Source organism: Janthinobacterium sp. PAMC25594 (assembly GCF_019443505.1).
GTDB lineage: Bacteria > Pseudomonadota > Gammaproteobacteria > Burkholderiales > Burkholderiaceae_D > Janthinobacterium.
In genome coordinates, this window is record NZ_CP080377.1 from 1379062 (window position 1) to 1402493 (window position 23432).

At 65.3% G+C, this 23432-nt stretch carries 18 protein-coding genes; 5 read left to right on the plus strand and 13 right to left on the minus strand.

Features of this window, described 5'->3' with window-relative positions; all coding sequences use genetic code 11:
* Positions 1-1257 carry an ergothioneine biosynthesis protein EgtB gene (egtB, locus tag KY494_RS06030; RefSeq protein WP_219890269.1) on the minus strand — a complete coding sequence of 419 codons (1257 nt, stop codon included), beginning with the start codon at positions 1255-1257 and terminating at the stop codon, positions 1-3.
* An 8-nt stretch (positions 1258-1265) separates the two neighbouring features.
* Positions 1266-2258 (minus strand): L-histidine N(alpha)-methyltransferase, encoded by a 993-nt coding sequence (gene egtD / locus KY494_RS06035; RefSeq protein ID WP_219890270.1) that lies wholly within the window; start codon positions 2256-2258, stop codon positions 1266-1268.
* A gap of 310 nt (positions 2259-2568) precedes the next feature.
* On the opposite strand from egtD, the gene KY494_RS06040 reads away from it, so the two are divergent.
* From KY494_RS06040 to KY494_RS06050, 3 genes are all read left to right on the plus strand, one after another.
* Positions 2569-3261 (plus strand): ABC transporter ATP-binding protein, encoded by a 693-nt coding sequence (locus tag KY494_RS06040; RefSeq protein WP_219890271.1) that lies wholly within the window; start codon positions 2569-2571, stop codon positions 3259-3261.
* 179 nt (positions 3262-3440) lie between these two features.
* Positions 3441-3728 carry a hypothetical protein gene (locus KY494_RS06045; RefSeq protein ID WP_219136292.1) on the plus strand — a complete coding sequence of 96 codons (288 nt, stop codon included), beginning with the start codon at positions 3441-3443 and terminating at the stop codon, positions 3726-3728.
* Between the two features lie 291 nt (positions 3729-4019).
* On the plus strand, positions 4020-9488 hold the full coding sequence (locus KY494_RS06050; RefSeq protein ID WP_219890272.1) for a CHAT domain-containing protein: 5469 nt from the start codon (positions 4020-4022) through the stop codon (positions 9486-9488).
* Here KY494_RS06050 and KY494_RS06055 read toward each other — a convergent pair.
* The 7 genes from KY494_RS06055 to KY494_RS06085 form a co-directional block, all read right to left on the minus strand.
* Positions 9421-10182, minus strand: a complete 762-nt coding sequence (locus tag KY494_RS06055; RefSeq protein WP_071077956.1) for a GNAT family N-acetyltransferase — start codon at positions 10180-10182, stop codon at positions 9421-9423. The genes KY494_RS06050 and KY494_RS06055 overlap by 68 nt on opposite strands.
* Positions 10183-10335: 153 nt before the next feature.
* The gene (fdhD, locus tag KY494_RS06060; protein WP_219890273.1) at positions 10336-11163 is read right to left on the minus strand and encodes a formate dehydrogenase accessory sulfurtransferase FdhD; all 828 of its coding nucleotides are present in this window, start codon (positions 11161-11163) and stop codon (positions 10336-10338) included.
* 69 nt (positions 11164-11232) lie between these two features.
* On the minus strand, positions 11233-11919 hold the full coding sequence (locus tag KY494_RS06065) for a hypothetical protein (RefSeq protein ID WP_219890274.1): 687 nt from the start codon (positions 11917-11919) through the stop codon (positions 11233-11235).
* 101 nt (positions 11920-12020) lie between these two features.
* A complete protein-coding gene (locus KY494_RS06070; protein ID WP_219891497.1) occupies positions 12021-13478 on the minus strand; it encodes a Ppx/GppA phosphatase family protein in 1458 nt (485 codons plus the stop codon).
* Positions 13479-13641: 163 nt separating this feature from the next.
* Positions 13642-14724 carry a calcium:proton antiporter gene (locus tag KY494_RS06075; RefSeq protein WP_219890275.1) on the minus strand — a complete coding sequence of 361 codons (1083 nt, stop codon included), beginning with the start codon at positions 14722-14724 and terminating at the stop codon, positions 13642-13644.
* Between the two features lie 241 nt (positions 14725-14965).
* The gene (locus KY494_RS06080) at positions 14966-16117 is read right to left on the minus strand and encodes a diguanylate cyclase (RefSeq protein ID WP_219890276.1); all 1152 of its coding nucleotides are present in this window, start codon (positions 16115-16117) and stop codon (positions 14966-14968) included.
* A gap of 37 nt (positions 16118-16154) precedes the next feature.
* A complete protein-coding gene (locus KY494_RS06085; RefSeq protein WP_071078435.1) occupies positions 16155-16430 on the minus strand; it encodes a hypothetical protein in 276 nt (91 codons plus the stop codon).
* Between the two features lie 159 nt (positions 16431-16589).
* Between KY494_RS06085 and KY494_RS06090 the strand changes: the two genes are divergently transcribed.
* Positions 16590-17360 carry a transferase spermidine synthase gene (locus KY494_RS06090; RefSeq protein WP_219890277.1) on the plus strand — a complete coding sequence of 257 codons (771 nt, stop codon included), beginning with the start codon at positions 16590-16592 and terminating at the stop codon, positions 17358-17360.
* A gap of 154 nt (positions 17361-17514) precedes the next feature.
* Entirely contained in the window at positions 17515-20388 is a 2874-nt protein-coding gene (locus tag KY494_RS06095; protein WP_219890278.1) for an EAL domain-containing protein, read from the plus strand.
* Between the two features lie 15 nt (positions 20389-20403).
* On the opposite strand, the gene KY494_RS06100 is transcribed toward KY494_RS06095, so the two are convergent.
* From KY494_RS06100 to KY494_RS06115, 4 genes are all read right to left on the minus strand, one after another.
* On the minus strand, positions 20404-21456 hold the full coding sequence (locus KY494_RS06100; RefSeq protein ID WP_219890279.1) for a hypothetical protein: 1053 nt from the start codon (positions 21454-21456) through the stop codon (positions 20404-20406).
* Between the two features lie 68 nt (positions 21457-21524).
* The gene (locus KY494_RS06105) at positions 21525-21791 is read right to left on the minus strand and encodes a hypothetical protein (RefSeq protein WP_219890280.1); all 267 of its coding nucleotides are present in this window, start codon (positions 21789-21791) and stop codon (positions 21525-21527) included.
* A 2-nt stretch (positions 21792-21793) separates the two neighbouring features.
* On the minus strand, positions 21794-22675 hold the full coding sequence (locus KY494_RS06110) for a LysR family transcriptional regulator (protein ID WP_219136299.1): 882 nt from the start codon (positions 22673-22675) through the stop codon (positions 21794-21796).
* Positions 22676-22755: 80 nt separating this feature from the next.
* Positions 22756-23373, minus strand: a complete 618-nt coding sequence (locus KY494_RS06115) for a hemolysin III family protein (RefSeq protein ID WP_219136300.1) — start codon at positions 23371-23373, stop codon at positions 22756-22758.
* Positions 23374-23432: the final 59 nt, after the last annotated feature.

The following is a 23432-nucleotide window of genomic DNA, read 5'->3' on the forward strand; positions in this document are numbered from 1 at the left end:
CTATTCCACCTGGCGCGCCAGGCGGATGCCCGTAAATTGCCAGCGCGCGCCAGCCGGGAAGAAATTGCGGTAGCTGGCGCGCGCATGGCCGGCCGGCGTGGCGCAGGACGAGCCGCGCAGCACATACTGGTTCAGCATGAACTTGCCGTTGTATTCACCGAGCGCCCCGGGCGCCGTGCGGTAGCCCGGATACGGCGCATAACTGCTGCTGGTCCACTGCCAGCAGTGACCGAACATTTGCCGCAGTCCCGCTCCCGGCGCACCGGCGGCCGGATGCAGCTGGCCCACTTGCACGGCGACGCCCTGCGCAGCCACTTCCCATTCCGCTTCCGTCGGCAGGCGCGCGCCCGCCCAGTGCGCATACGCGTCCGCTTCGAACAGCGACAGGTGCACTGCCGGCGCCTGCAAATCGAGCGGGCGCAGCCCGAACAAGGTGAATTCCTGCCAGTGCCCGGCGTCATCGCGCTGCCAGTACAGCGGACACGCCAGCTGCTGGCTGCGCACCCAGTCCCAGCCTTCGGCCAGCCACCAATGCGCCATGCGGTAGCCGCCCGCCTCGATGAAGGCGAGAAATTCGCCATTCGTCACCAGCGCAGTGGCCAGCTCGAACGGCGCCACGTATTGCGGATGGCGCGGCAATTCATTGTCGAAGCAAAAACCATCGCCCGCATGGCCGATCTGCGCCAGGCCGCCGTCAAACGCGAGCCAGGCCGTGGGCTGTGCGTGTTCTTGCGCTGGCGCAGGAACACTGTCCAGCGCGTTGTCCAGCGCGTTGTCCAGATAAGCGGGAAACAGCGCGCTCTGCGCCAGCAGGTGCTTGACGTCCGTTAACAGCAACTCCTGGTGCTGCTGCTCGTGTTCGAGGCCCAGCGCCAGCAGCATGGTCAGGCGCTCGCGCTCGGGCCGCGCCAGCTCGCCCGCCAGCAGGCGGGCGATGCGCGCATCGACGTTGGCCCGATAAGCGCGCACTTGCGCCATGCCGGGGCGCGTCAGCAAGCCCCGCTGCGCGCGCGGATGCTTCTCGCCCACGCCGTTGTAGTAGGAATTGAACAGCACGCGGAAGGCGGGGTGGAACGGCGCGAACGCCGCTTCCATGCTTTCCAAAATAAACGTTTCGAAAAACCAGGTGGTATGCGCCAGATGCCATTTCACGGGACTGGCGTCCGGCATCGACTGGGCCCCGCAATCCTCGTCGGACAGCGGTTCGGCCAGGCGCAGCGAGTGCTGGCGCACCTTGTTATAGTGATCGATCAGCATCGTCGCCTTTAGTCTCTGATGACACGGGCGTAAATGACGGCAAACCACTGCTGCGGGTCCGTCCAGACTTGCACGGTGGAAAATCCTGCCTGCTCCAGCAAACCGACGAAGTCCGCGCGCGTGTATTTATAGCTGTCTTCCGTATGGATGCGCTCGCCTTTCGCGAAACGGCGCTGGCCACCTTTCCAGTGGACAACTTGTTCGCTGCGCGCTTCCAGGTGCATTTCCACGCGGCGCTCGTCGGCGTTGAAAAAGCCGTGGTGCCGCCAGGCGCGCACGTCGAAGTCCGCGCCGATCAGGCCGTTCACGTGACGCAGCATGTTCAGGTTGAAGGCGGCCGTGACGCCCAGCGCATCGTCATAGGCGGCGTCGAGGATGACATCGTCCTTGATCAGGTCGACGCCGATCAGCAGGCCGCCATCGCCGTCCGCGTTCGCGCGCAGGCGGCGCAAAAAGGCGGTCGCTTGTTCAGGCGAAAAATTGCCGATCGACGAACCGGGATAGAAGAACAATCGCCGCGCCTCGCGCACGCTGTCGGGCAAGTCCAGGCGGCTGGAAAAATCCAGGCCCAGGCCCGTCATCTCGATGTGCGGGAAGCGCTGCTGCAGCCGGCTCAGCGATTCACTGAGGAAATCATAGGAAATATCCACGGCCACATACTGGGCCGGGTGCAGCAGGGGGAACAGGCTGGCGGCCTTGGCGCAATTGCCCGCGCCCAGGTCGATCAGGGTGCTGCCCGGCCCCACGGCGTGCGCGATCTCGGCGGCGTGGCGGGCGAAGATGGCCGCCTCCGTGCGCGTCGGATAGTACTCGGGCAAGGCGCAAATGGCTTCGAACAGTTTCGAGCCCAGCGCGTCGTACAGGTACTTGGGCGAGGTCCAGGCCTCGCGTGCCAGCAGGCCGCTGCTGACCTCGACTATCGTGGCAGGAGTGGCGCTGGCCACTCGAACGTTGCTGGCGGGAGACAAATCTGACTGCTGTTGCGCGTGTGGCATGGTCATGGGCTGGCGTCGTCTATCAAGGTTTACGAAGGGCTTGCACGGTCAGCCACCGGGCGCCGCCCCTGCCACAGCGGTTTGCGGGCGCCTTTTCCGATGACTTTTTTCCATCATAGCGGAATCCGCACAAGCCAGCCGTGCGACAGGTAACGCAAGATCAAACTAGCGGTGTGCACGCAAAATTGGTATTGCCCAGCAAAAATGATAAGCCTGTCGTATACTACACATTGCCGGCCAATCAATCCGCGCCCCTTTGCAGTTCCCAGGCCCCCCTCTCCCCCGCGTGCCTCCCTTTACGATAGCCGTTAACACCATGCTCGAATTGCGCCATCTGTCGAAGTCCTATGCCCATGCCCGTCCCGTGCTGGCCAACATTTCCTGCCGCTTCAAGGCGGGGGAATTCATCGCCATCATGGGTGACTCGGGCGTTGGCAAGTCGACCTTGCTGAACCTGATCGCCGGCCTCGATACGCCCGATGCGGGTGCCGAAGCGCACCCTATCCTGGTGGACGGCATCGCCATGTCCAGCCTCGATGACGCCGCCGCCACCCGGCTGCGTCGCGCCCGCATGGGCTTTATCTTCCAGGCCTTCCACGTCTTGCCGCACCTGACCCTGCTGCAAAACGTGGCCCTGCCGCTGCTGCTCAACGGACTGCCCCAGGAGCGTGCCGCCAGCATGCTCGACGCGGTCGGCCTGGGCGGACGCGGCGGCGACTTTCCGCAGCAATTGTCCGGCGGCGAAATGCAGCGCGTGGCCATTGCCCGCGCGCTCGTGCACAAGCCGGCGCTGGTGCTGGCCGACGAACCAACCGGCAACCTCGATCCCGATACGGCACACAGCATCCTGCAATTGCTGCGCGCCGAAATCAAGGCCAACGGCAGTTGCGCGATCATGGTCACGCATTCGCTGGCCGCCGCCGAAATGGCGGACAGAACCATGATCCTGACGAAAAACGGCTTACAAAATACAACAACCGTCGATCAAATTAATCAAACAATCAGTTAATTTAACTGACCATCTTTCACAAATTTTGTTATCGTAGTATTATTGAAAACACTTGCCTGGTTATCAATGTTGTAACGCGAATGGTATCACGTCACCCGGACAGTCGTACTGCGATGACGAACTATAGCTGGGACCACATACAGTGGTCTCGTCCCTTGCATAACCTGAAGGAGGAGTAAATGAACGTTCGGCAAAAGAAGCTGGAAATGATTGAAGCGATGAACCGGGCGCGTGCGCTCGAACCATCGAGTTTTGTGCCCAACAAGCTGCTCGATACCCTGATCGAGAAGATGAACCTGAAAAATGATGCGGAACTGTGCCGTATTCTGGAAGTCCAGCCTCCCATCATCAGCAAGATTCGTCACGGCAAACTGTCGGTCGGTGCAACGATTTTATTGCGCATGCATGAAAAATCGGACATCACCATCCGCGAACTGAAGGAACTGTCCGCCACGCCAGTCCACTGAGATACACGCTGTTGTCATGCCATGCCAGGCACCCAGGTCCCCGGCGCCATGAACTTTTGCCATGCAATTCGCGCAGTTCGCTCACCGCACCACATCCGCGCACGATAGCGAAGAGACCCAGCCCAAACCATGCTGACCGTTTCTCTGCCCATCCGCTCCAGCGCCATCCCCTCCCCGCTTTCACTGCGCATTCCCCCTGCCAGCCAGCATTTCCACTCAAACTTGATCTGACACAACACGCATAGTCTCCGCAGGCATCAAGGTCAGCTTTTAACCAGTGATCCCAACCGCATGTCCAGCGACCCTCTTGCGCCGCCCGTGCTGCGCCTGACGCTCACGCGCGATCCCCTCGCCGACGCCGGCGACGGCCCCGCCGCGCCCGGCTGGCACAGCGAGACCCACGTGCTGTCGGGCGCGCGCGGCATCGGCAGTTGCCGCACGGCACTCGATATCGGTCCGGCCGACGTGGTGCAATTGCTGCTGTGCGACGGCAGTTCGCTGCTGGCGAGCGGCCTGGACCTGCCACGCTACCTGGGGCCGGCCACGGCGGCACGCGACGGCGCGCCCGCCAGCATCGAAGTGGGACTGGCCTTGCGCCCGCAGGCGGCGCGCCCGCCACCGGGCGCCAGTCGCGACGGCCTGGGCGCCTGGATGCTGCGGGCCGTGCGCGTGTACCGCTGCGGTGCCGCCGCCATGACGGCGCTGGCGGCGGCGGGCGCCTTCCAGGACCGCCAGCTGGAACAACGGCTGGGCCTGTACCGCTGCGGCATCGAGGCGGGCAGCATGACGGCCGTCGCCAGCGTGCCCGCCGGGCCGGAACCGGTGCTACTGCTGTTGCATGGCACGGCGTCGTCGACCCAGCGCAGCTTTGGCGGCCTGTGGCGCAACGGCCTGGCGCCGCAGCTGGCGGCGCACTACGGCAACCGCATCTACGGCTACGAGCACCGCAGCCTCAGCGACAGCCCCATCGAGAACGCGCTGGCCCTCGTGCGCCAGCTGCCGCACGGCGCCGTGCTGCACCTGCTGGCCCATTCGCGCGGCGGCCTGGTGGGCGAATTGCTGGCCCGCGCGCAGCGCATCGACAGCCGCAGCGCCGTCGACCTGGCGGGCGACGGCCTGGAACGGCTGAGCGAAAACACGGTGGGCGGCGAAGCGTTCAACAGCCACGATATCGGGCACTTCACGGCGCAGGCGCGGCTGGGCGGACGCGGCGGCCACGACGCCGATGCGGCGCGCCTGCGCGAACTGGGCGAGGAGTTGAAGACGCGCGCCATCCGCATCGCCCGCTTCGTGCGCGTGGCTTGCCCGGCGCGCGGCACCACCTTGATGTCGGGACGGCTCGACCGCTGGGCCAGCGTGATGTGCAACCTGCTGCCGCAGGACGATGTGCCCGATGGCGGCATGGCCTTCCTGCTGGCCGTGGTGCAGCAGCGCTGCGACGCGCGCATCCTGCCGGGCCTGGAAGCGATGATGCCCGACTCGCCGCTGGTGGCGCTGCTCAACGCGCCCGACGTGCGCGTGGCCAGCCCGCTGCACGTGCTGGCAGGCGCGTGCAGCGGCGATGGCTTGCTGGGCTGGCTGGGCGACTGCCTCGGCGACCAGCTGTACGGCGGGCAGAACGACCTGGTGGTCAATTGCGCCTCGATGGCGGGCGGCGCCACGCGCAGCACGCCGGTGCGGCAACTGCTGCTGCGCGGGCCGCGGACGCACCACCTGAACTACTTCGAGCGCGCACCGTCCGGCCTGGCGGCAGTGCAGGCGCTCACGGGCGACGACAGCGCCTACCAGCCGCTGGCCGGCATCGAGCACGGCGCGCTGGGACGCGGCGGCGAAGTGCCGAAGCGGCGCGCGCACGCCCCCATCGTGCTGCTGCTGCCCGATATCATGGGCAGCCATCTGCAAGTGGGCAGCAACCGCATCTGGTTCGACCCCGTCAACCTGGTCGAAGGGCGCATCGAGCGCCTGGCCGTGGGCCAGCCGCACATCGTCAGCGCCGGCTGGATCGAATCGTGCTATGAGCCGTTTGCCCGCTTTCTCGCGCAAAGCCAGGAAGTGCGGCCCTTTACGTATGACTGGCGTTTGTCGCTGCAGCACTCCGGCAATGCCTTCCTGCCCGTGCTGGACGAGGCCATGCGCGACGCCGAACAGCGCGGACAAGCGTTGCGCATCGTTGCCCACGGCACGGGCGGGCTGGTGGCGCGCCTGGCATTGAAGGAGCGCTGGCCGCGCTTCAGTGCCCTGCCCGGCAGCCGCCTGCTGCAGGTGGGCACGGCCAACCGGGGCACGCAAGCGATGGTGCAAGTGCTGCTGGGGCGCGACCGGCTGGTACAAATGCTGGCCTGCTGGATAGGCTGGAAGCACACGCGGCGCCAGTTTCTCGGCTTCGTGCGCGCCTTTCCCGGGGTGCTGGACATGCTGCCGTGGCCGCAGGCGGGCAGTATCGACTACTTCGACGCCAACGCCTGGGCGCAACTGGCCGCCGGCGACGCGCAAGCGGGCCTGCCCGACGGCTGGCAGGCGCCCGAGGCGCCAGCGCTGGCGGCGGCGCGCGCCACCGTGTCCTTGCTGGAGGCCGCCCCGCTCGACGCCCGCCATTGCAGCTACCTGGCCGGCTGCGCCGACACGCCGGTGGCGCTGCGCCTGCGCGACGGCGGCATCGAGACGGCCTGGTCGCCGGACGGCGATGGCCGCACGGCCTGGCAAGGCGCGGTGCCGGACGGCGTGGAAGCCTGCTACCTGCCGGTGGCGCATGGCGACCTGCTGCTGCAAAAAGAAACCTACCCGGCCATCGCGCAACTGCTCGACAACGGCCAGGGCGCGGGCCTGTCCCGGCGCCCGCCGCACGCGCCGGGCGGCGCCCCGCCGCGCTTCCGCGCGTACGCTCCCGATGCGCGGCCGCTGTACCCGCAGCCGCCGGAACTGCTCGACGCCGCCCTCGGCGCCGCCGGCCCCGCCAGCGCTGTCGAGAGCCGCGCGCCGCAGCTGAGCCTATCCGTCATCCACGGCAGCATGGCCTCGGCCGACGCGCCCGTCATGAGCGGCTGCTACGCTTACGAGTCGCTGCGCGGCAGCATGAGTTTTCTGGACCGCCTGCTGGCGGGCAAGCTGCAGGAAATCCACGCACTGGGGCGCTTCCCGCAACGTCCCGATGCGGCCCTGGTGGTGTTGCAGCCCGATGCGGCGCGCCGGCCCGGCGGCGCCATCGTCATCGGCCTGGGCGCGCTGGGCGAACTGACGCCGGGCGAGCTGGCGCGCGCCTTTGCCGGCGGCCTGCTCGAATACGCGTGCGTCTGCCTGCAGGTACGCGCCGCCGGCCGTGTGGCTGCGTCGCCGATGGGCGAACACGGCTTGCGCGTGGCCAGCCTGCTGTCTGGTTCCGGCTATGGCGGCTTGAGCATCGCCCTGTGCGCGCGGGCCCTGATCGACGGCGCGCGCAGCGCCAACCGGCGCCTGGAAGACGCGGGCATGGCTTGCCGCATCGGCCACATCGCCATCTATGAACAATCGGAAGCGCGCGCCATCGCCGCCGCCGTGGCCATCGAGCAGATCATGGCCGAGGCGCGCTACCAGGGCAGCTTCACGTTCGAGCGGCGCATCCGCCACAGCCCGGGCGGCTATCGGCGCATCTTGCCCAGCCTGAGTGGCGACAATGGCTGGCGCCGCGTGCAGATCGTCGCCGCGGACCTCTCGGGCGCCCTGCGCTTCACCGTGCTGACGGACCGCGCCCACAACAGCGTCGACGAGGAGCCGAACCAGCGGCAAGCCGTCGATGGCTTGATCATGGATGCCACCGACAACACCACCGACCAGCCGGGCCTGTCACGCGCCCTGTACGAACTGATGCTGCCCAATGGGCTGAAGGCGGCCATCCCCGAGATGCGCGGCCTGATCCTGGCCGTCGACCAGAGCGCCGCCATCTATCCGTGGGAACTCATGCGCGACGAGGCGGGCAGCGAGGAAAGCCCGTTGTCGACGCGCATCGGCATGGTGCGCCAGCTGGCCAGCCTGCGCGAGCAGCCGCCCGCCGTCAGCCCGCCCAGCAACAGCGTGCTGGTGATCGGCGACACCGATTCCGGCCTGCCCGAGCTGCCCGCCGCGCAGGCCGAAGCGCAGGACGTGGCGCGCATGTTCGGCGCGTACGGCTACCAGGTGCGCGAGCTGCTGCGCCCGCAGGCGCAGCGGGTGCTGGTGCACCTGTTCGACGAGCGCTATTTCGCCATCCACCTGGCCGGCCACGGCGAAGTGGCCGGCCCCGGCATCGCCCATACAGGCCTGGTGCTGGGGCCGAAGACGCGGCTGACGGCGGCGCAGGTGGGCAAGCTGAAACGGGTGCCGCAATTCGTCTTCATCAATTGCTGCCACCTGGGCGACATGCGCCCGGACGCCATCGCGCCGTGGTCCAAGCTGGCCGCCAGCCTGGCCACGGCCTTCATTGAAATGGGCTCGCAGGCGGTGATCGCGGCCGGCTGGCGCATCGACGACCAGGCGGCCAGCATCTTCGCGCACAGCTTCTATCACGCCATGCTGAGCGGCGAATACTTCGGCGACGCCGTGCGCCTGGCGCGCGAGGCGGCGTATCTGCAGTTCCCGGCCTCGAACACCTGGGGCGCCTACCAGGCGTATGGCGACGACCGCTACCGCTTCCCGAACACCCAGAGCCGCCCTTGGCAGGCGCCCGACTACCACTACCACGGCCACCTGCTGGCCGACCTAGAAACCCTGCACGCGCGCCTGGCGGGCGCCGATCCTGCGCGCCGCGCCGCCATCGAGGAAAAGCTGGCCAGCATCGAGGAAGCCGTGCGCGCGCGCTTCTTCGGCTGCGCCGACATCCGCGAAAACATGGCCGCCACGCGCGCCGGCCTCGGTGGCCTGGACAACACCCTGCGCGCCATCGAGCACTACCGGGCGGCGCACAGCGCGGCCGACGGCAAGGTGGGCTTGCGCGCGCTGGCGCACTGGGCGGAATTGGAGATACGCCAGGGCGCGGCCCTGTGCGGCCTCGATGCGGGCGCCGGCATCGAGGTGCCGGCCGTGCCGGATATGACACAGGGACGGCAGCTGCTGCACGACGGACGGCAGCATATCGACTTGCTGGTGGCGCTGGCGCCCACGGCCCAGCGCCTGGCCCTGCTGGGACGCTACTGGGCCTTGCAGGCGCGCCTGGCCTGCGCCGGGGGCACCTCCGGCGCGCCGGCGCTGCGCGCCATGACCGATGCCTGCCTGGCCGCGCTGGACGAAGCGCGGCTACGCAGCGGCGTGGCCGACTGCGACCTGATTTTCCATGTACTGGCGGGTGCCCTGCTGCTGAAAGCCCATGGCGACGACAGCGCCTGGCGCACGCTCGATGCGCAACTGGGCGACTTGCTGCACGATGCCATCGCGTATGCGCGCCAGCGCCACGCGGACGAACACCGCGCTATCGACGCCGGCGCCCCCGTGCGCGCCGCCCTGCTGGCGGCCCTGTGGCAGGCGCCGGATAGCCAGCCCTTCGACGCGCCCGCGCGCGCCGCGTTCCTGGCCCTGTACCACGATGCCGTGCAGCGCCACGGCAGCATCGGCGAACCCGAAGCGATCATGGTGCCGCTGCACTTCCTGCTCGAACTGCTGCCGCCCGACAGCGCGGATACCGGCTTGCGCAGCGCCGTGCAGGCGCTGGCCAGCCAGCTGCAGTCCTCACTCCCGGGCCTTAGCCTTAACCAGGCACCACTCCGTAATGGCGCGCATAGCGCTCGTCCAGATTCGCCAGCGGCATCATCATGAACATGTCGGCGCTTTCGAAATCAGGGTCCCACGCCGGTTCGCCGCAAATCCACGCGCCAGAACGCAGATAGCCCTTGATCAGCGGCGGCACTTGCGGCTTGTGCGCCGCTTCCACCTGGTGGATGGGGAAAGGCAGGTGCGGCGTGACGCGGTATTCGCTCGGGGCCATGTGCTTTTCGGCCAGCGCCTGGTACACGGCAACGGCGTTATGCCCGCCATCGGCCAGGCTGATGCTGGCGCAGCCGACCAGATAGTCGCAGCGCTCGCGGCGCATGTACTCGGCCAGGCCCGACCACAGCAGCATGATCACGCTGCCGCCCCGGTACTTGGGATGAATGCAGGCGCGGCCCGCTTCGACCATGCGTCCGCGCAGGTTCTTCAGGCGGCTCAGGTCGAACTCGTTTTCCGCGTACAGCCGGCCGATCTTGGCCGCCTTGGCCGCGCTCAGCACGCGGTAGGTGCCCACCACTTTCAGGGTATCGGCGTCGCGCACGATCAGGTGATCGCAATGCGCGTCGAATTCATCGCTGTCGAGGCCATCGGCATTCGCCAGCGAACTCAATCCCATGGTTTCGATAAACACCTTGTAACGCAAACGCTGGACTTCGCGCAATTCCGCCGCTGTCGTGGCCTGGCTCAGCACCAGTTGGACCGGCCGGGCCTTGGCTTCGTTTGATGCGACTATGTTCTGCATGGTTTCATCCCCTGTGATCAAGACGACTCCAGCGTACTTGTCTAATATGTCAGGAAAATGACAGCCGAATGTCATTTCCATGACGCAAGTCAATGCCAGGGGAAGAGCGTGCGCATTTACCACACTCGCCGGCGCCGTCAGTGAAAACGTCGCTTACAGGGTGATGCCGGGCGTGTAGTCGACGAAAGCATCCTGGCGGCAAAAGCCCACCAGTTTCATGCGCGCCTGCGTGGCGATGGAAATGGCCAGCGAACTGGGGGCGGAAATCGTCGCCAGCAGCGGAATCTGCATGCGCGCCGCCTTGCGCACCAGCTCGTAGCTGCCGCGGCTGGACAGGAACACGAAGCCGCGTCGCATGTCGACATCGTGCAGCGCGAGGTGGCCGATCAGTTTATCCAGGCCGTTGTGCCGGCCGACATCCTCGAACACGTGCACGATGTCGCCGTCGGGCGTGCACCACGCGGCCGCATGCACGCCGCCCGTTTCCCGCATCAGCGCCTGGTGTTCGCGCAAGCCCGCGGAGGCACGCGCCAGCGCGGCCGGAAGGTCGACGCGGATCAGGGACGGCGGCAGCGCCGCGGGCCGCAAGTCGAGCATGTCGATGCTGTCGATGCCGCACACGCCGCAGCCCGTGCGGCCCGTCAGCTGGCGGCGCCGGTCCTTCAGGCGCACGAAATCTTCCTGCGCGATGCTCAAGGACACTTCGGCGGAATCAGGGCGCAGGAACACTTCACAGTCGAAGATGGCGCCGGCCGAAGCGACCACGCCTTCCGTCAGCGCGAAGCCGTAGGCGAACGCTTCCAGGTCGCGCGGGGTGGCCATCATGACGACGTGGGAAATGCCATTGAAGACCAGCGCCACGGGGATTTCCTCGGCGACGTGGTCGATGGCATCGGTGGACTGGCCCGCGCGGTGGCGAACGATGGCGCGCTCGACGAAGCCGGCGCGTTCAATACTGATTTCTTCTGACATGGCAACCATGGGGGAACTATCACAGGCCCCATGGTAAACCAGAATGGGCAAGCGGGGGGCGACCCTCCGCTCGCGCCATCAATCCTTCTTCGGACGGCCCGTTTTCAGCTGCGGCAAGCCGGCCAGCACGTTTTGCAGGGTGGCCAGGTCGATCTGGCTGATCAGCGCCACGCCGATACGCAGCAATTCGCTTTTCTTGATCTCGAAACCGGCCTTCAGGCAAGCTTTCTTGACCTGCCCCAAGACTTCATATTCCGCTTCCGGCATGGTGAAGCTGTCGCGCACCAGTTTCGGCTTGCGGGCTTTTTCCTTGACGGCGACGACCTTGGCGAGCGGCGCTTTTTTCGCGGCGGCCGGCTTGGCTGCCGGTTTGACGGCGGCTTTCGCTGCCGGCTTGGCGACGGCCTTGGCGGATGGTTTCGCAGCAACCTTGGCCGCCGGCTTGGCAGCGGCTTTGGCGACTGGCTTGGCCACAGCCGGCTTGGCCACGACGGCCTTGGCTGCCGGTTTGGCGACGGGTGCCTTGGCTACCGCAGGCTTGGCGGCAACGGGCTTGACTGCCGCTGGCTTCGCAGCGGCGGCTTTGGCGGCCACTGGCTTGGCGGCGGCCTTGGCCACCGGCTTGGCGGCTGGCTTGGCTGTCGGCTTTGCGGCAGGCTTGGCGGCCGGTGCGGCCTTGGCTGCCGCCGCATTGATCGAAGCGCTGGTGGGGAACATCGATACGGGCGCGCTGTCGGCTTTTTTCACTGGGACGGTTTTGGTCATGGATTTTCCAATCTAATAAATAATATAAACAATATATACTCTTTTTTGAAATCTTGCTTGCTACACATCAAGCCATGCGCACGGCATGAGCTAATGAGCTATCAAGCGCTGGCGCGGATGGTGAAATCGACCCCGACCTCATCCCAGAATTCCTGCTCCTTCTCGATCCAGAATGACACGGTGGGATGGTGCGCCACCCAGCCGCGCTTGATGTCGAGCTCGATGCGGCTCTTCATGCGCAGGCGCAGTTCGCTGAAATCGGCTTCGATGCGCGCATGCATGAGCAGGATCGACAGGCGCAGCGCCAGCACGGCCTTGGCGAAATCGGGGTCGGACAGCACTTCGCCGATCTTGCGCAAATTGCCCTTCTGCGCCAGGATCAGCCGGCTCATGGTCTTCTGTTCGCGCGTGGTAAAACCGGGCAAGTCCGCGTTTTCCACGATGTAGGACGCATGCTTGTGGTAGCCCGTCTGCGACACGGCCAGGCCCACTTCGTGCAGCAGGCTGCTCCAGCGCAGGCTTTTCACCAGGGCGTCCGACGTGGGCTTGAGCTGCGCATACATGGCCAGCGCCTGCTCGGCCACCCGGCCGGCACGCTGCTGGTCGATATGGAATTTTTCCATGCAACCCTGCACCGACTGTTCCCGGCGGTCGCGCTTGGTCGAACGCAGGTACAAATCCCACATCACGCCCATGCGCAAGCCCGCCTCGATCGGCGTCATGACGGGTATCGCCATTTCGCGGAACAGGCCGATCAAGATGGCCAGGCCGCCGACGATGGTGCTGGCGCGATCGGGGCGCAAGCCGGGCATGTCGATGCGGCTGGTGTGACCGAGTTCGATGAAGCGCCGTGCCAGCGCATCGAGGCTGGCGCTCGTGAGCAAGCCGTCGCCCAGCTTGTTGCGGGCGATGATGTCGGCGATGGTGCGGATGGTGCCGGAAGAGCCGTAGGCCGTCTTCCAGTGCTGCGGACGGTACGGCGGCGCGGCATCCTCGAAATGGCTGCGCGCCGACAGGATGGCCGCCTCGAACGACGGCGCGTCGATGCGTCCGCCGATGAAGAACGACAGGCTTTGCTTGACGGTGCCCAGGCTGAACGACTCGACGCGCTCGATATCGTTGCCGCGCCCCAGTATCAGTTCGGTCGAGCCGCCGCCGATATCCATCACCAGCCGGCGTTCGCCGGGGATGGCCAGCGCATTGGCCACACCCATGTAGATCAAACGCCCCTCTTCCTCGCCCGAGATGATTTCGATCGGATGGCCGATGGCTTGCTCGGCCAGCGGCAGGAAGACGGCACCGTTGCGCGCCACGCGCATGGCCGATGTGGCCACCACGCGCACGGCATCGAGTTCGAAGCCCGCGAGGATGGCGCGAAAGCGCTGCAGGCAAGCCAGCGCCCCCTGCATGGCCGCCTCGGTCAGGTCGCCATTGGCATCCAGGCCGGCGGCCAGGCGTATCGGGTCGCGCACGCTCTTGACCACGCGTATGGTGTCGCCATCATGCTTGCCGACGTGTAAACGAAAACTGTTGGACCCCAGGTCCACCGCTGCATACATACTGGCCTCTTGTCTTGTCATTGCTGTACCAACTGAAAAAGTTGGCAAAATCAGTTGCTAAACTATATAAATCATTTAGACAATTTAAAAATCCTACCACACTACCCCCATCGTATGACAGCGGCGTGACAGGATTGTGACAAAACGGCAGCCGCGCGGCGGCTTATGGGACGATGGTGGTAAATAAATACACGGCAAAAATCACCAGGTGCACCGTGCCCTGCATGACCGTGGTGCGGCCCGTGCCCAGCGACAGGGTGGCCACCATCAGCGACAGCAGCAACAGCACTGTCGATTTGATATCGAGTCCCAGGGTGATCGTCAGGCCCGTGGCCAGCGACACCACCACCACGGCGGGTATCGTCAGGCCGATGCTGGCCAGGGCGGAGCCGAGGGCCAGGTTCAAACTCGTTTGCAGGCGATTGGCGCGCGCGGCGCGCACGGCGGCCAGGCCTTCGGGCAGCAGCACGATGGCGGCGATGACGATGCCCACCAGTGTCTTTGGCGCGCCCATGGCGGCGATCGCCGTCTCCAGCGCGGGCGCCAGCGACTTGGCCAGCAGCACCACGGCGCCCAGGCACACCAGCAGCGCGCCGGCGCTGACCCAGGCGACGGTGGGCGTGGGCGGCGCCGCATGCACCTCTTCATCGCCGACGGCTTCCTTGGGCAGGAAGTAGTCGCGGTGGCGCACCGTCTGCACCAGCACGAAAGTGCCGTACAGGACCAGCGAGATGACGGCGATGAAAATGAGCTGGCTGGAGTTGTAGTACGGGCCGGCGGCGCTGGAGGTGTAATTCGGCAGCACCAGCGTCAGGATGGCGATGGCCGCCAGCGTGGCCAGCGACGCGCTCACGCCCAGCAGGCCGAAGGTCTGTTCGCGGTGGCGCCCGGCGCCCAGCAGCAGGCAGATGCCGACGATGCCGTTCAAAATGATCATGATGGCGGCAAACACGGTGTCGCGCGCCAGTCCCGTCGTTTCCGGCCCGCCGGCCAGCATCAGCGAGACGATCAGCGTCACCTCGATCAGGGTCACGGCCAGCGCCAGCACCAGGGTGCCATACGGTTCGCCGATACGGTGCGCCACCACTTCCGCGTGGTAGACGGCGGCCAGCACGCTGCCGATCAGGCCAGCCACCAGCAGGATCTGATAGTAGCCGCCGACATTGAAGGTGGAACCGAACAGGAACAGCCAGCCGGCAAGCGGGGCGGCAAGCGGCCATACAGGCAGGGATTTGAGCATTTTCATTATGGGCCTGGCAAGAGTAAGAAAGGGGAACCGCGGTGCGGACGACAAGAGGGGCCGAGCGTGCACCCCACAGCATAACTTGCCTAGCTTAAATGAAAGTTAGAGAATGCACATGTTCGGCGTGCCGGCGGCCAACATGGCCTGTCTGGTAACGTGCCGTTGCAATTTTCTTGTCCTGTTCCTGCCCAAGGAATGCGGCAAGCAACCCAACTGGCTGGGCTCGCGCAAAAAATAGGCCGATTTACATATCCAGGGTGCTGGCGCCTTGCGCTTCCACCACCCTGTTGCGGCCCGCCTGCTTGGCCGCCTGCAGCGCCTCGTCGGCCCGCTTGAACAGGCTGACGCTGCTGTCCTCGGCGCGGATGGTGGTCACGCCCAGGCTGGCCGTCAGCTGCAGCACGGCGCGTTCCGTCTTGACCGGCAGCGCTTCGACGGCGGCGCGGATGCGCTCGGCCACCATCAGCGCATCGGCCAGATTCGTGCGCGGCAGCTGGATGGCAAATTCGGCGCCGCCCAGGCGGCCCATCAGGTCGCTGTCGCGCAGCTGCTGGCGGCACGTGTCGACGATGGTTTTCAGCACCGCATCGCCCACCGGATGGCCATAGCTGTCGTTGACGCGCTTGAAATGGTCGATATTGAGCACCACCAAGGCCGTCGGCAAGCCGGGCCGGCGCGCCAGCGCCATCCACGGCGCCAGCGCCTGGTAAAAGCCGCGCCGGTTCGGCACGCCCGTGGCCGCATCGAGCACCTCCAGGCGCGCCAGTTCGCTGCCCATTTTTTCACGCGACAGCAGCAGGTAGCCGAAAGCGTTCGTCAGCATCATCAGGTACAGGGCGCCAAAACCGGCCAGCTGCAGCAGCTCGGCGTCAACATCGGGCACGGCGGCAGCGAGCACGCCGCGCGCGGCGATCAGCAGCGACAGGATGCCCATGCTGACGACGAGGAAGCGGCGCAGCATGCTTGCCTCGCGCCATTTGAGGCACAGCGCGGCCACGCCGGCGAGGAAAAAGCCGGCCACGATCAGCGAGCCGCCGGCACTGCGCAGCAGCGGCGCCACGTCAAACAGATAGCAGGCGGCAAACAGCGCCACCGACAACCCCAGTGCCGGCAATACATAGCGGCGCCAGCCGCTGCGCCCGGCCGCCTGCCACAGCGCGCCCGCGTCCAGCGCCATGCCGGCAAACAGCAAGCTGTTGCCCAGCACGATGGAGAGGAAATCGGGCAGCACGCCGCGGAAATACAGCAGACACCAGGCCACGGCCTGGCACTGCTTGGCTACCGCCCAGGTGGACAGGCTGAGCGACTTCTTGCGCTCGTATTCGAAGAAGAACAGGGCCGCGCACAGGCTCAGGTTGCCGAGCGCCAGGGCCAGTACCAGGGTCTTGATATCCATGGGCTACGCTATCGATGCGCAGGCGCGGCGCGCCAGGTCAGATTTCGTGTTCGACATTCGTGCTGCCGTCGCCGACCTTGCTGGCCCACGCCTGCACGAAATACTGCTTTTCCACTTCACTGGGCGCCTCATGCCAGAACACGATGAGGGTGCCCTTGTGGTCATGGATCTGCGCCACTTTTTCAATGAATCCGAAGTTGGCGGCCACGTCGGCCAGCGCCGCCGCATAACCATATACGCGCGTCAGCCGCTCGATGCGGTCAGGCTCCGTAAAACTGTTCGTCGCGGTAATGATGGGGTGATCCAAAAACATGCTTGTCTCCATGGTGCCCGACTGCGTGGCCGTGCCGCCGCGCGCCATCTACATATACGCATGCTCGGCGCGGATTAATCGGGTATGCTCGCGGAAGCTTATCAGATTTCTCTGAATGCAACAAAGCATCTTCCCCAGTCCACTCAGCGAAGTCGTCCTATGCCGGATAGCCAATTACCTGCCGTGCGCGCGCCTCAGGTGCATACCTTTGGCGACCGGCGCCGCCTGGAATTCCAGCCAGGCATGATCCAGAGCGAAATGCTGCTGTCGCGCCCCGACCATCTGCTGCTGCGCTATGCGCGTGCCATGATGTGCTTCACCCTGTTCGTGCCGCGTCCCCGGCACATCCTGATGGTGGGACTGGGCGGCGGCTCGCTGCTGAAATTCTGCCACCGCCACCTGCCCGAGGCGCGCATCACGGTGCTGGAACTGCGCGCCGACGTGATCGCCCTGCGCGAGCAGTTCATGCTGCCGCCCGACGACGCGCGCCTGCGCATCATCGAAACGGACGCCGTCAGCTATATCCGCCAGCATCCGGGCTGCGCCGACGTGCTGCTGCTCGACGGCTACGACGAAACGGGCCTGCCACCCGCACTGGGCAGCGCGCGCTTCTATGCGGACTGCCTGCGCGCTCTGCTGCCCGGCGGCGTGCTGGTAGCCAACCTGTTCAGTTATGACGAGCACTACCCTGCCATGCTGGCGCGCCTGATGCTCACCTTCCGCGGCGCCGTGTGCCACTTCGACGGCATCGCCGGCAACAACCGCATCGTCTTCGCCGCCAGGCCAGACAAGCTCGGGGCGGGCCGGGCCCTGCGCGTCGTGCGCCTGGTGCGCTGGCGGCGCGTGTGCGGCCTGGGTTTCCTGAACCGCTGGCTGCCCGCATGGCAGTTGTGGCGTGTGCGTCGGCGGGCAGGCGCGGGCAGCGACTGAAAGTCGTCTTCCCCTGCCATGGATGTTGTTGCTTATTAGCAGTAATTTGGTGCAAAATCAGCATGATGGATGTGGTTTATGACAAACTATGGCCTGCGCGGGGCCGGCAGGCGCCGCCGAATCCAAGTATCCATGAAGTGAGATAGGAAAAACCATGCTGCGTGGCCGCCTGCCCTTGTCGATTTCCGCCGCGGCCGCGCTGACTTTTGCCTGCGGCGTCGGCATCACCGGCGTGCTGTTCGGCGCCATCAGCCAGCTCGAATACGACAAAATGAGCCTGAGTCTGCAGCAGCGCGCAGGCGCGCGCGTGGCCGCCATCGAGCAGGGACTCGACGACGCGGTCGAGGTGCTGACCACGACCAACCAGCTGTTTGCCGCCGTCGTGCCCGTCACGCGCGAGCAGTTCCACGCCTTCACCACGCCGCTGCTGCAACGCCACCCGTTCATCCAGGCCTTCAATTTCCACCGCCTCGTGCCGCATGCGCAGCGCGCGGCGTTCGAGGCCGAGCTGCGGCGCATCGTGCCCGACTATGCGATGACGGAAATGCACAATGGCGTCATCCATCCCGTGACCGAGCACGCGACCTACCTGATCGTCGATTATCTCGAACCGCTGCAGGGCAACCGCCCCGCCTTCGGCCTGAACGTGCGCCCTGACGGCTTGCTGGCCGGCGCGCTGGAACAAGCCATCATCAGCGGCCAGACCACCGCCACCGGCCTGCTGGCCCTGGCGCAGGGTCCGCAGCAGGGTTTCGTCATCCTGCGCCCCGTGTACCGCCACGGCGTGCCCCTGCAGACGGTGCAGCAGCGGCGCGCGGCGCTGATCGGCGATACGGCGGCCATCGTCCGCGCAGGCGAACTGGTGCAGAAAATCCTCGCCGGCGCCGACCTGCTGGGCGACCCGCAGCTTGAACTGAGCGTCTACGCCGACGCTGACGCCGACCCGCGCCAATTGATCTTCCGGCATGGCCAGGCGCCTGCCGCCGAAGCGGGCGACGCCTGGGAGTCGCTGCCACGCTGGCTGCAATTTGCCTATCACAGCCGTTATGACCGGGGCTTTTCCTCCGCCGGCCGGCCCTGGCATGTGCGCGTGGTGGCCCATCCGCGCCCTTTCCTGGCCGACCATCTGGGCTCATTGTTCACCCTGATCACCGGTTTGCTGTTCAGCGTGCTGACGGCCGCCTTCGTGCAATCGCTGACGCAGCGCTCGCGCCGCGTGCAGCTGCTGGTGGAACAGCGCACGGCCGATCTCAAGCGCAGCAATGAACTGCTCAGCGCCGACGTGCGGGCGCGCCAGCGCACGGAACGCGCCCTGCAGGAAAGCGAAAAGCGCTTCCGCCGCCTGCTGGCCCTGTCCTCGGACTGGTACTGGGAACAGGATGCCAACTTCTGCTTCACCCACATCACCGGCGGCTTTACGGACAAGTCGAACATGCCGCTGGAACGCTTCATCGGCATGACGCGCTGGGAAAACAACCCGGAGATGCGCAATTCGCGCTGGGGCAAGCAGCATATCGCCAACCTGGAAGCGCACCTGCCCTTTTCCAACCTCGAATATGCGATGCAGGACCGCGATGGCCAGCTGCGCTGGTTCAGCATCAATGGCGAACCGCTGTTCAACGAGCTCGGTGAATTTCACGGCTACCGGGGCACAGGGTCCGAAATCACGGAACGCAAGCTGGCCGAGCAGCAAATCCAGCACATCGCCCACCACGACGTGCTGACGGGCTTGCCCAATCGCGCCCTGCTGCGCGACCGCCTGGCACAGGCCATGGCCCTGTCGCGCCGCAAGAACCGGGCCATGTGGGTGCTGTTGATCGACCTCGACCGCTTCAAGTTCGTCAACGACAGCCTGGGCCACAAAGCCGGCGACCTGCTCCTGAAAACCATCGCCACGCGCCTGCAGGCCAGCCTGCGCGAAAGCGATACGGTGGCGCGCCTGTCGGGCGACGAATTCGTCGCCATCCTGTGCGAACAGGCCGACGAAGTGCTCAGCGCCGCCATCGTGCAGCGCGTGATGGATGCGGTGGCGCAGCCGGTACTACTCGACGGCAAGGAATTCTTCGTCACCTGCAGCATCGGCGTGGCCGTCTACGACATGTCGCGCTACGACGCCCCCGGCGACGTGACCTTGCATGGCGAGACGCAGAACCTGATCGAGCAGGCCGACATCGCCATGTACTGCGCCAAGAAACAGGGCCGCAACAACATCAAGTTCTACACGACGGCCATGAACCAGGCCACGCTGGAGCGCCTGCGCATCGAGACGGCGCTGCGCAACGCGCTGGAACGCGGGCAGTTCGTGCTGCATTACCAGCCGCAGGTGGACCTGGCCAGCGGACGCATCGTCGGCGTGGAAGCGCTGCTGCGCTGGCAGCACCCGGAACTGGGCATGGTGGCGCCGCAGCGCTTCATCGCGCTGGCGGAAGATACGGGCCTGATCGTGCCGATCGGCGCCTGGGTCATGCGCGAAGCGTGCACGCAGGTGAAACGCTGGCATGCGGCGGGACTGGACACGCTGCGCCTGGCCGTGAACCTGTCGGCGCGCCAGTTCAACGAGCCGAACCTGGTCGCCTTGATCGCCGAAGTGCTGCTGGAAACGGGCCTGCCGCCCGCCTGCCTGGAACTGGAACTGACGGAAAGCCTGTTCATGCACGACGTGGCGCTGGCCGTCAGCCAGCTGCACGACATGAAAGCGCTGGGGGTGCAACTGTCGATCGACGACTTCGGCACCGGCTATTCCAGTTTCGCCTACCTGCGCACCTTCCCCATCGACGTGCTGAAGATCGACCGCAGTTTCGTCGGCGACGTGGCGCGCGACGCGGACGACGCGGCCATCGTCGTCTCCATCATCGCCCTGGCGCACAATTTGAAGCTGCGCGTGGTGGCCGAAGGGGTGGAAACGGCCGAGCAGCTCGATTACCTGCGCCGCCATGGCTGCGACGAAGCGCAAGGTTATTTCTTCAGCCACCCGCTGCCAGCGCATGAGGTGGAGGCGCTGCTGAGCAGCGCGCACACGACCGCATAAGGTCAGGCCGGCGTGCTATTTCTTGTATCTGAGCGTAAACCTGAACGGTACTACCATCGCGCAAGGCTGGCCTGCGCAACGGCCCGGTGTAAACCGGAGATGCATGAACATGGCCGCCGCCAGCTTGCCGGACTCGCTGTCCGGGCTTTTCAGCAGGGTGACATTCTGCGCCACGCCCTGCTCATCGACACCGACATTGACGTGCAACTCGCCGATTGCGTCCTTGTATGAGATCAGGCTTTGCATGGCGCGCGATATTTCCAGTATGCCCTTTTCCGGATACGGCGGCGCATCGTCATCCTGCAAGACTGCGTAGTCTCTTTTCACAAGCTGCTGCTGCTCCGGTGTCAACTGGGCGTAGGACTTTTCCGGGGGGACGTCAAAGCCCCCGGAGGCAGTGCCACGAATGTTCGAGCCAATCGCCGCACTTTGTTCCTTGATGGTGTACAGATTGCTTACCACGGGCAACTCCGGCTGCGCCGTCAGGTGGAAGCTACCATTGAAACGCCCCTTCAGCACGCGTCCGTTGGGATACAAGATCTCACCGTCACCATCCGGTCGTCCTTTACGCCATTGCCCACGATAGGCGCCACCCATAAAAAATGTCATGGTACCGTAGCCTTCCGGACCATCCTGCCAGCCGCCCTCATACTGATCGTCGCCCGGAGAGCCGAACTTGACATTGCCCACCGGCTTGTCCTGCTCGAAATTGCTTTCCAGTTTTTTTCCGCCCGTAAAGATCACCACGGCAGGGCCCTGCAGCATGCCATCCCGGTAGGTCCCCTCATGCAAGCTGCTGTCCGCCCACTGTGAAATGCCTGCGCCTTCCGGCACGCCCTTGCTCAGCGTTCCTTCATAACGCTCCGTTGGCTTGCCGTCCTTGCTCCACTGCAAAGCACCGGGTCCGCTGGCATAGCCATCGTTGCAAGCGCCATTCCAGTAAGCTATGTGCCCGGTCACCCGCGCATGCTCGACAACGCGGCAGTCCGCTTTGCCCGCATAGGTGATGCTGGCGGCGTCGGCGCTGGACATGTATAACAAGGCGATCAGGGCAAAATGTTTGCGCATGTTTTTTTTGCAATGTTTTAAGTTGTAACATGCTAACATGGCTTATATAATAAAAAATACACACTTTCTCACGCGAGGCACCACGGTTTTATTGCAGGCACTCCTGGCGCAGGCAGCCTCGCCTCGAACTCATCCCAGCCGGCATGCAGCCCTGCCTCGGTGAGAAACGTCCCGACATCCAGCATGCTGTCGGCCGTGATCCGCATCTCCGGATGCTCCCATAGTGCATCGCACTCCGAGCAGACGATCACCTGCTGCCCTGTTTCTTTGATGGTGGCGTACAGCAGATCGCCATATTCGTCACAGGTTGGACATTGCATGCCGCTCTCCGTCATGGCTACAGCTTCTGTTGCAAAAATTCGAGGAAGCAGCTGATGCGCTGCGCCAGCTGCGTATTGCGGTAGTAGACGGCGTGGATCTGCTGGCGGTAGCCCGTGTAGAACGGCTGCAGCACCTGCACCAGGCGGCCGGCGGCGATGTCGTCCTTCGTCATGAAGTCGGACAGGCAGACGATGCCCTGGTCATGCAGCGCCAGCTGACGCAGGGTTTCGCCGCTGGAGGCGGCCAGCGCGGGCACGATCTGCAGGCTGTTGCCCGCTTCGTGGCGCAGCGGCCAGTGATTCCCCAGTTCATATTGCGCAAAACCCAACAGCGCATGGCCGGACAGCGCTTCCGGCGTGGCGGGTACGCCGTGGCGCGCCAGGTAGGCGGGCGTGGCCAGCACGTGCAGGGGACTGGCACTGAGCGGGCGCGCATGCAGGGTCGAGTCGACCAGGGCGCCGATGCGAATGGCGATGTCGGTGCGGTGCTCGAGCAGGTCGGCGATCTGGTCGTTGCTGGTCAGTTCCAGGCGGATGTCCGGGTACATGGCGCGAAACTCGGCCACGTGGGGCACCACGCAATGGAGCATGAAGGGCGAGGCGGCATCGACGGACAGGCGCCCGGCCGGCTTCTGGCGGCGGATGCGGATCGATTCCTCCACATCCTCCATCGAGGCGAGGATGGCGCGCGCCTTGTCCAGGAACAGCTGCCCCTCTTCCGTCAGCTCCATGCGCCGCGTGGTGCGCGTCAGCAGCGAGGTGGCCAGCTTGTCTTCCAGGCGCGACAGCGCGCGGCTGACGCCCGAGGTGGTTTGTCCCAGGTGCACGGCGGCCGCGCTCAGGGTGCCGCTGTCGATGACGGTGACGAAGATTTTCAGGTCGTCCGAATTGATATCCATTGTTGCCTTATTATTGACTGCGTTTCACATATCGCGCCATTATAATGGAATCATGGCAACAGTGAGGGTCGGCGACAACGTCAGGCAACGTAGAACAAAATGGCGATAAAATGACAGCTACTGCCGGCCAGCACGAACAGGTGCCAGATGCCGTGGCCATGGCGCAGCTTGTGGTCGGTGGCGTAGAAAGCGATGCCGCCCGTGTAGCACAGCCCGCCTGCCACCAGCCACAGGAAGCCGTTCCACTCGAGCGCCGCCAGCAGCGGCTTGATGCCGATGACGATGAGCCAGCCCATGGCCACGTAAATCACCAGCGACAGGATGCGCGCGCCTTTTGCGTACACATATTCCTGCACGATGCCAAACAGCGCCAGGCCCCAGACGACGCCGAACAGCGACCAGCCCCACGGCCCGCGCAGGGTCACCAGCATGAAGGGCGTATAGGTTCCCGCGATGAGCAGGTAGATGGCGCAGTGGTCGAGCCGCTGCAGCACGGCCTTGGCCTTGCCGCGCACGCTGTGGTACAGGCTGGAAGTGAGGTACAAGGTCAGCAGCATGACCGCATACACGCTGCAGCTGACGATTTTCCAGGGGTCGCCCGTGCGCGCCGCCACGACGATCAGGATGACGCCGCCGATGGCCGCCAGCGCGGCGCCCACCGTATGGGAAATGCTGTTGAACCGTTCACCGTGGTACATGCTTAAGCCCGCTTCGTTAAAAACAGGCTCATCCTACACGCTTGGGGTCAGACCCGTCG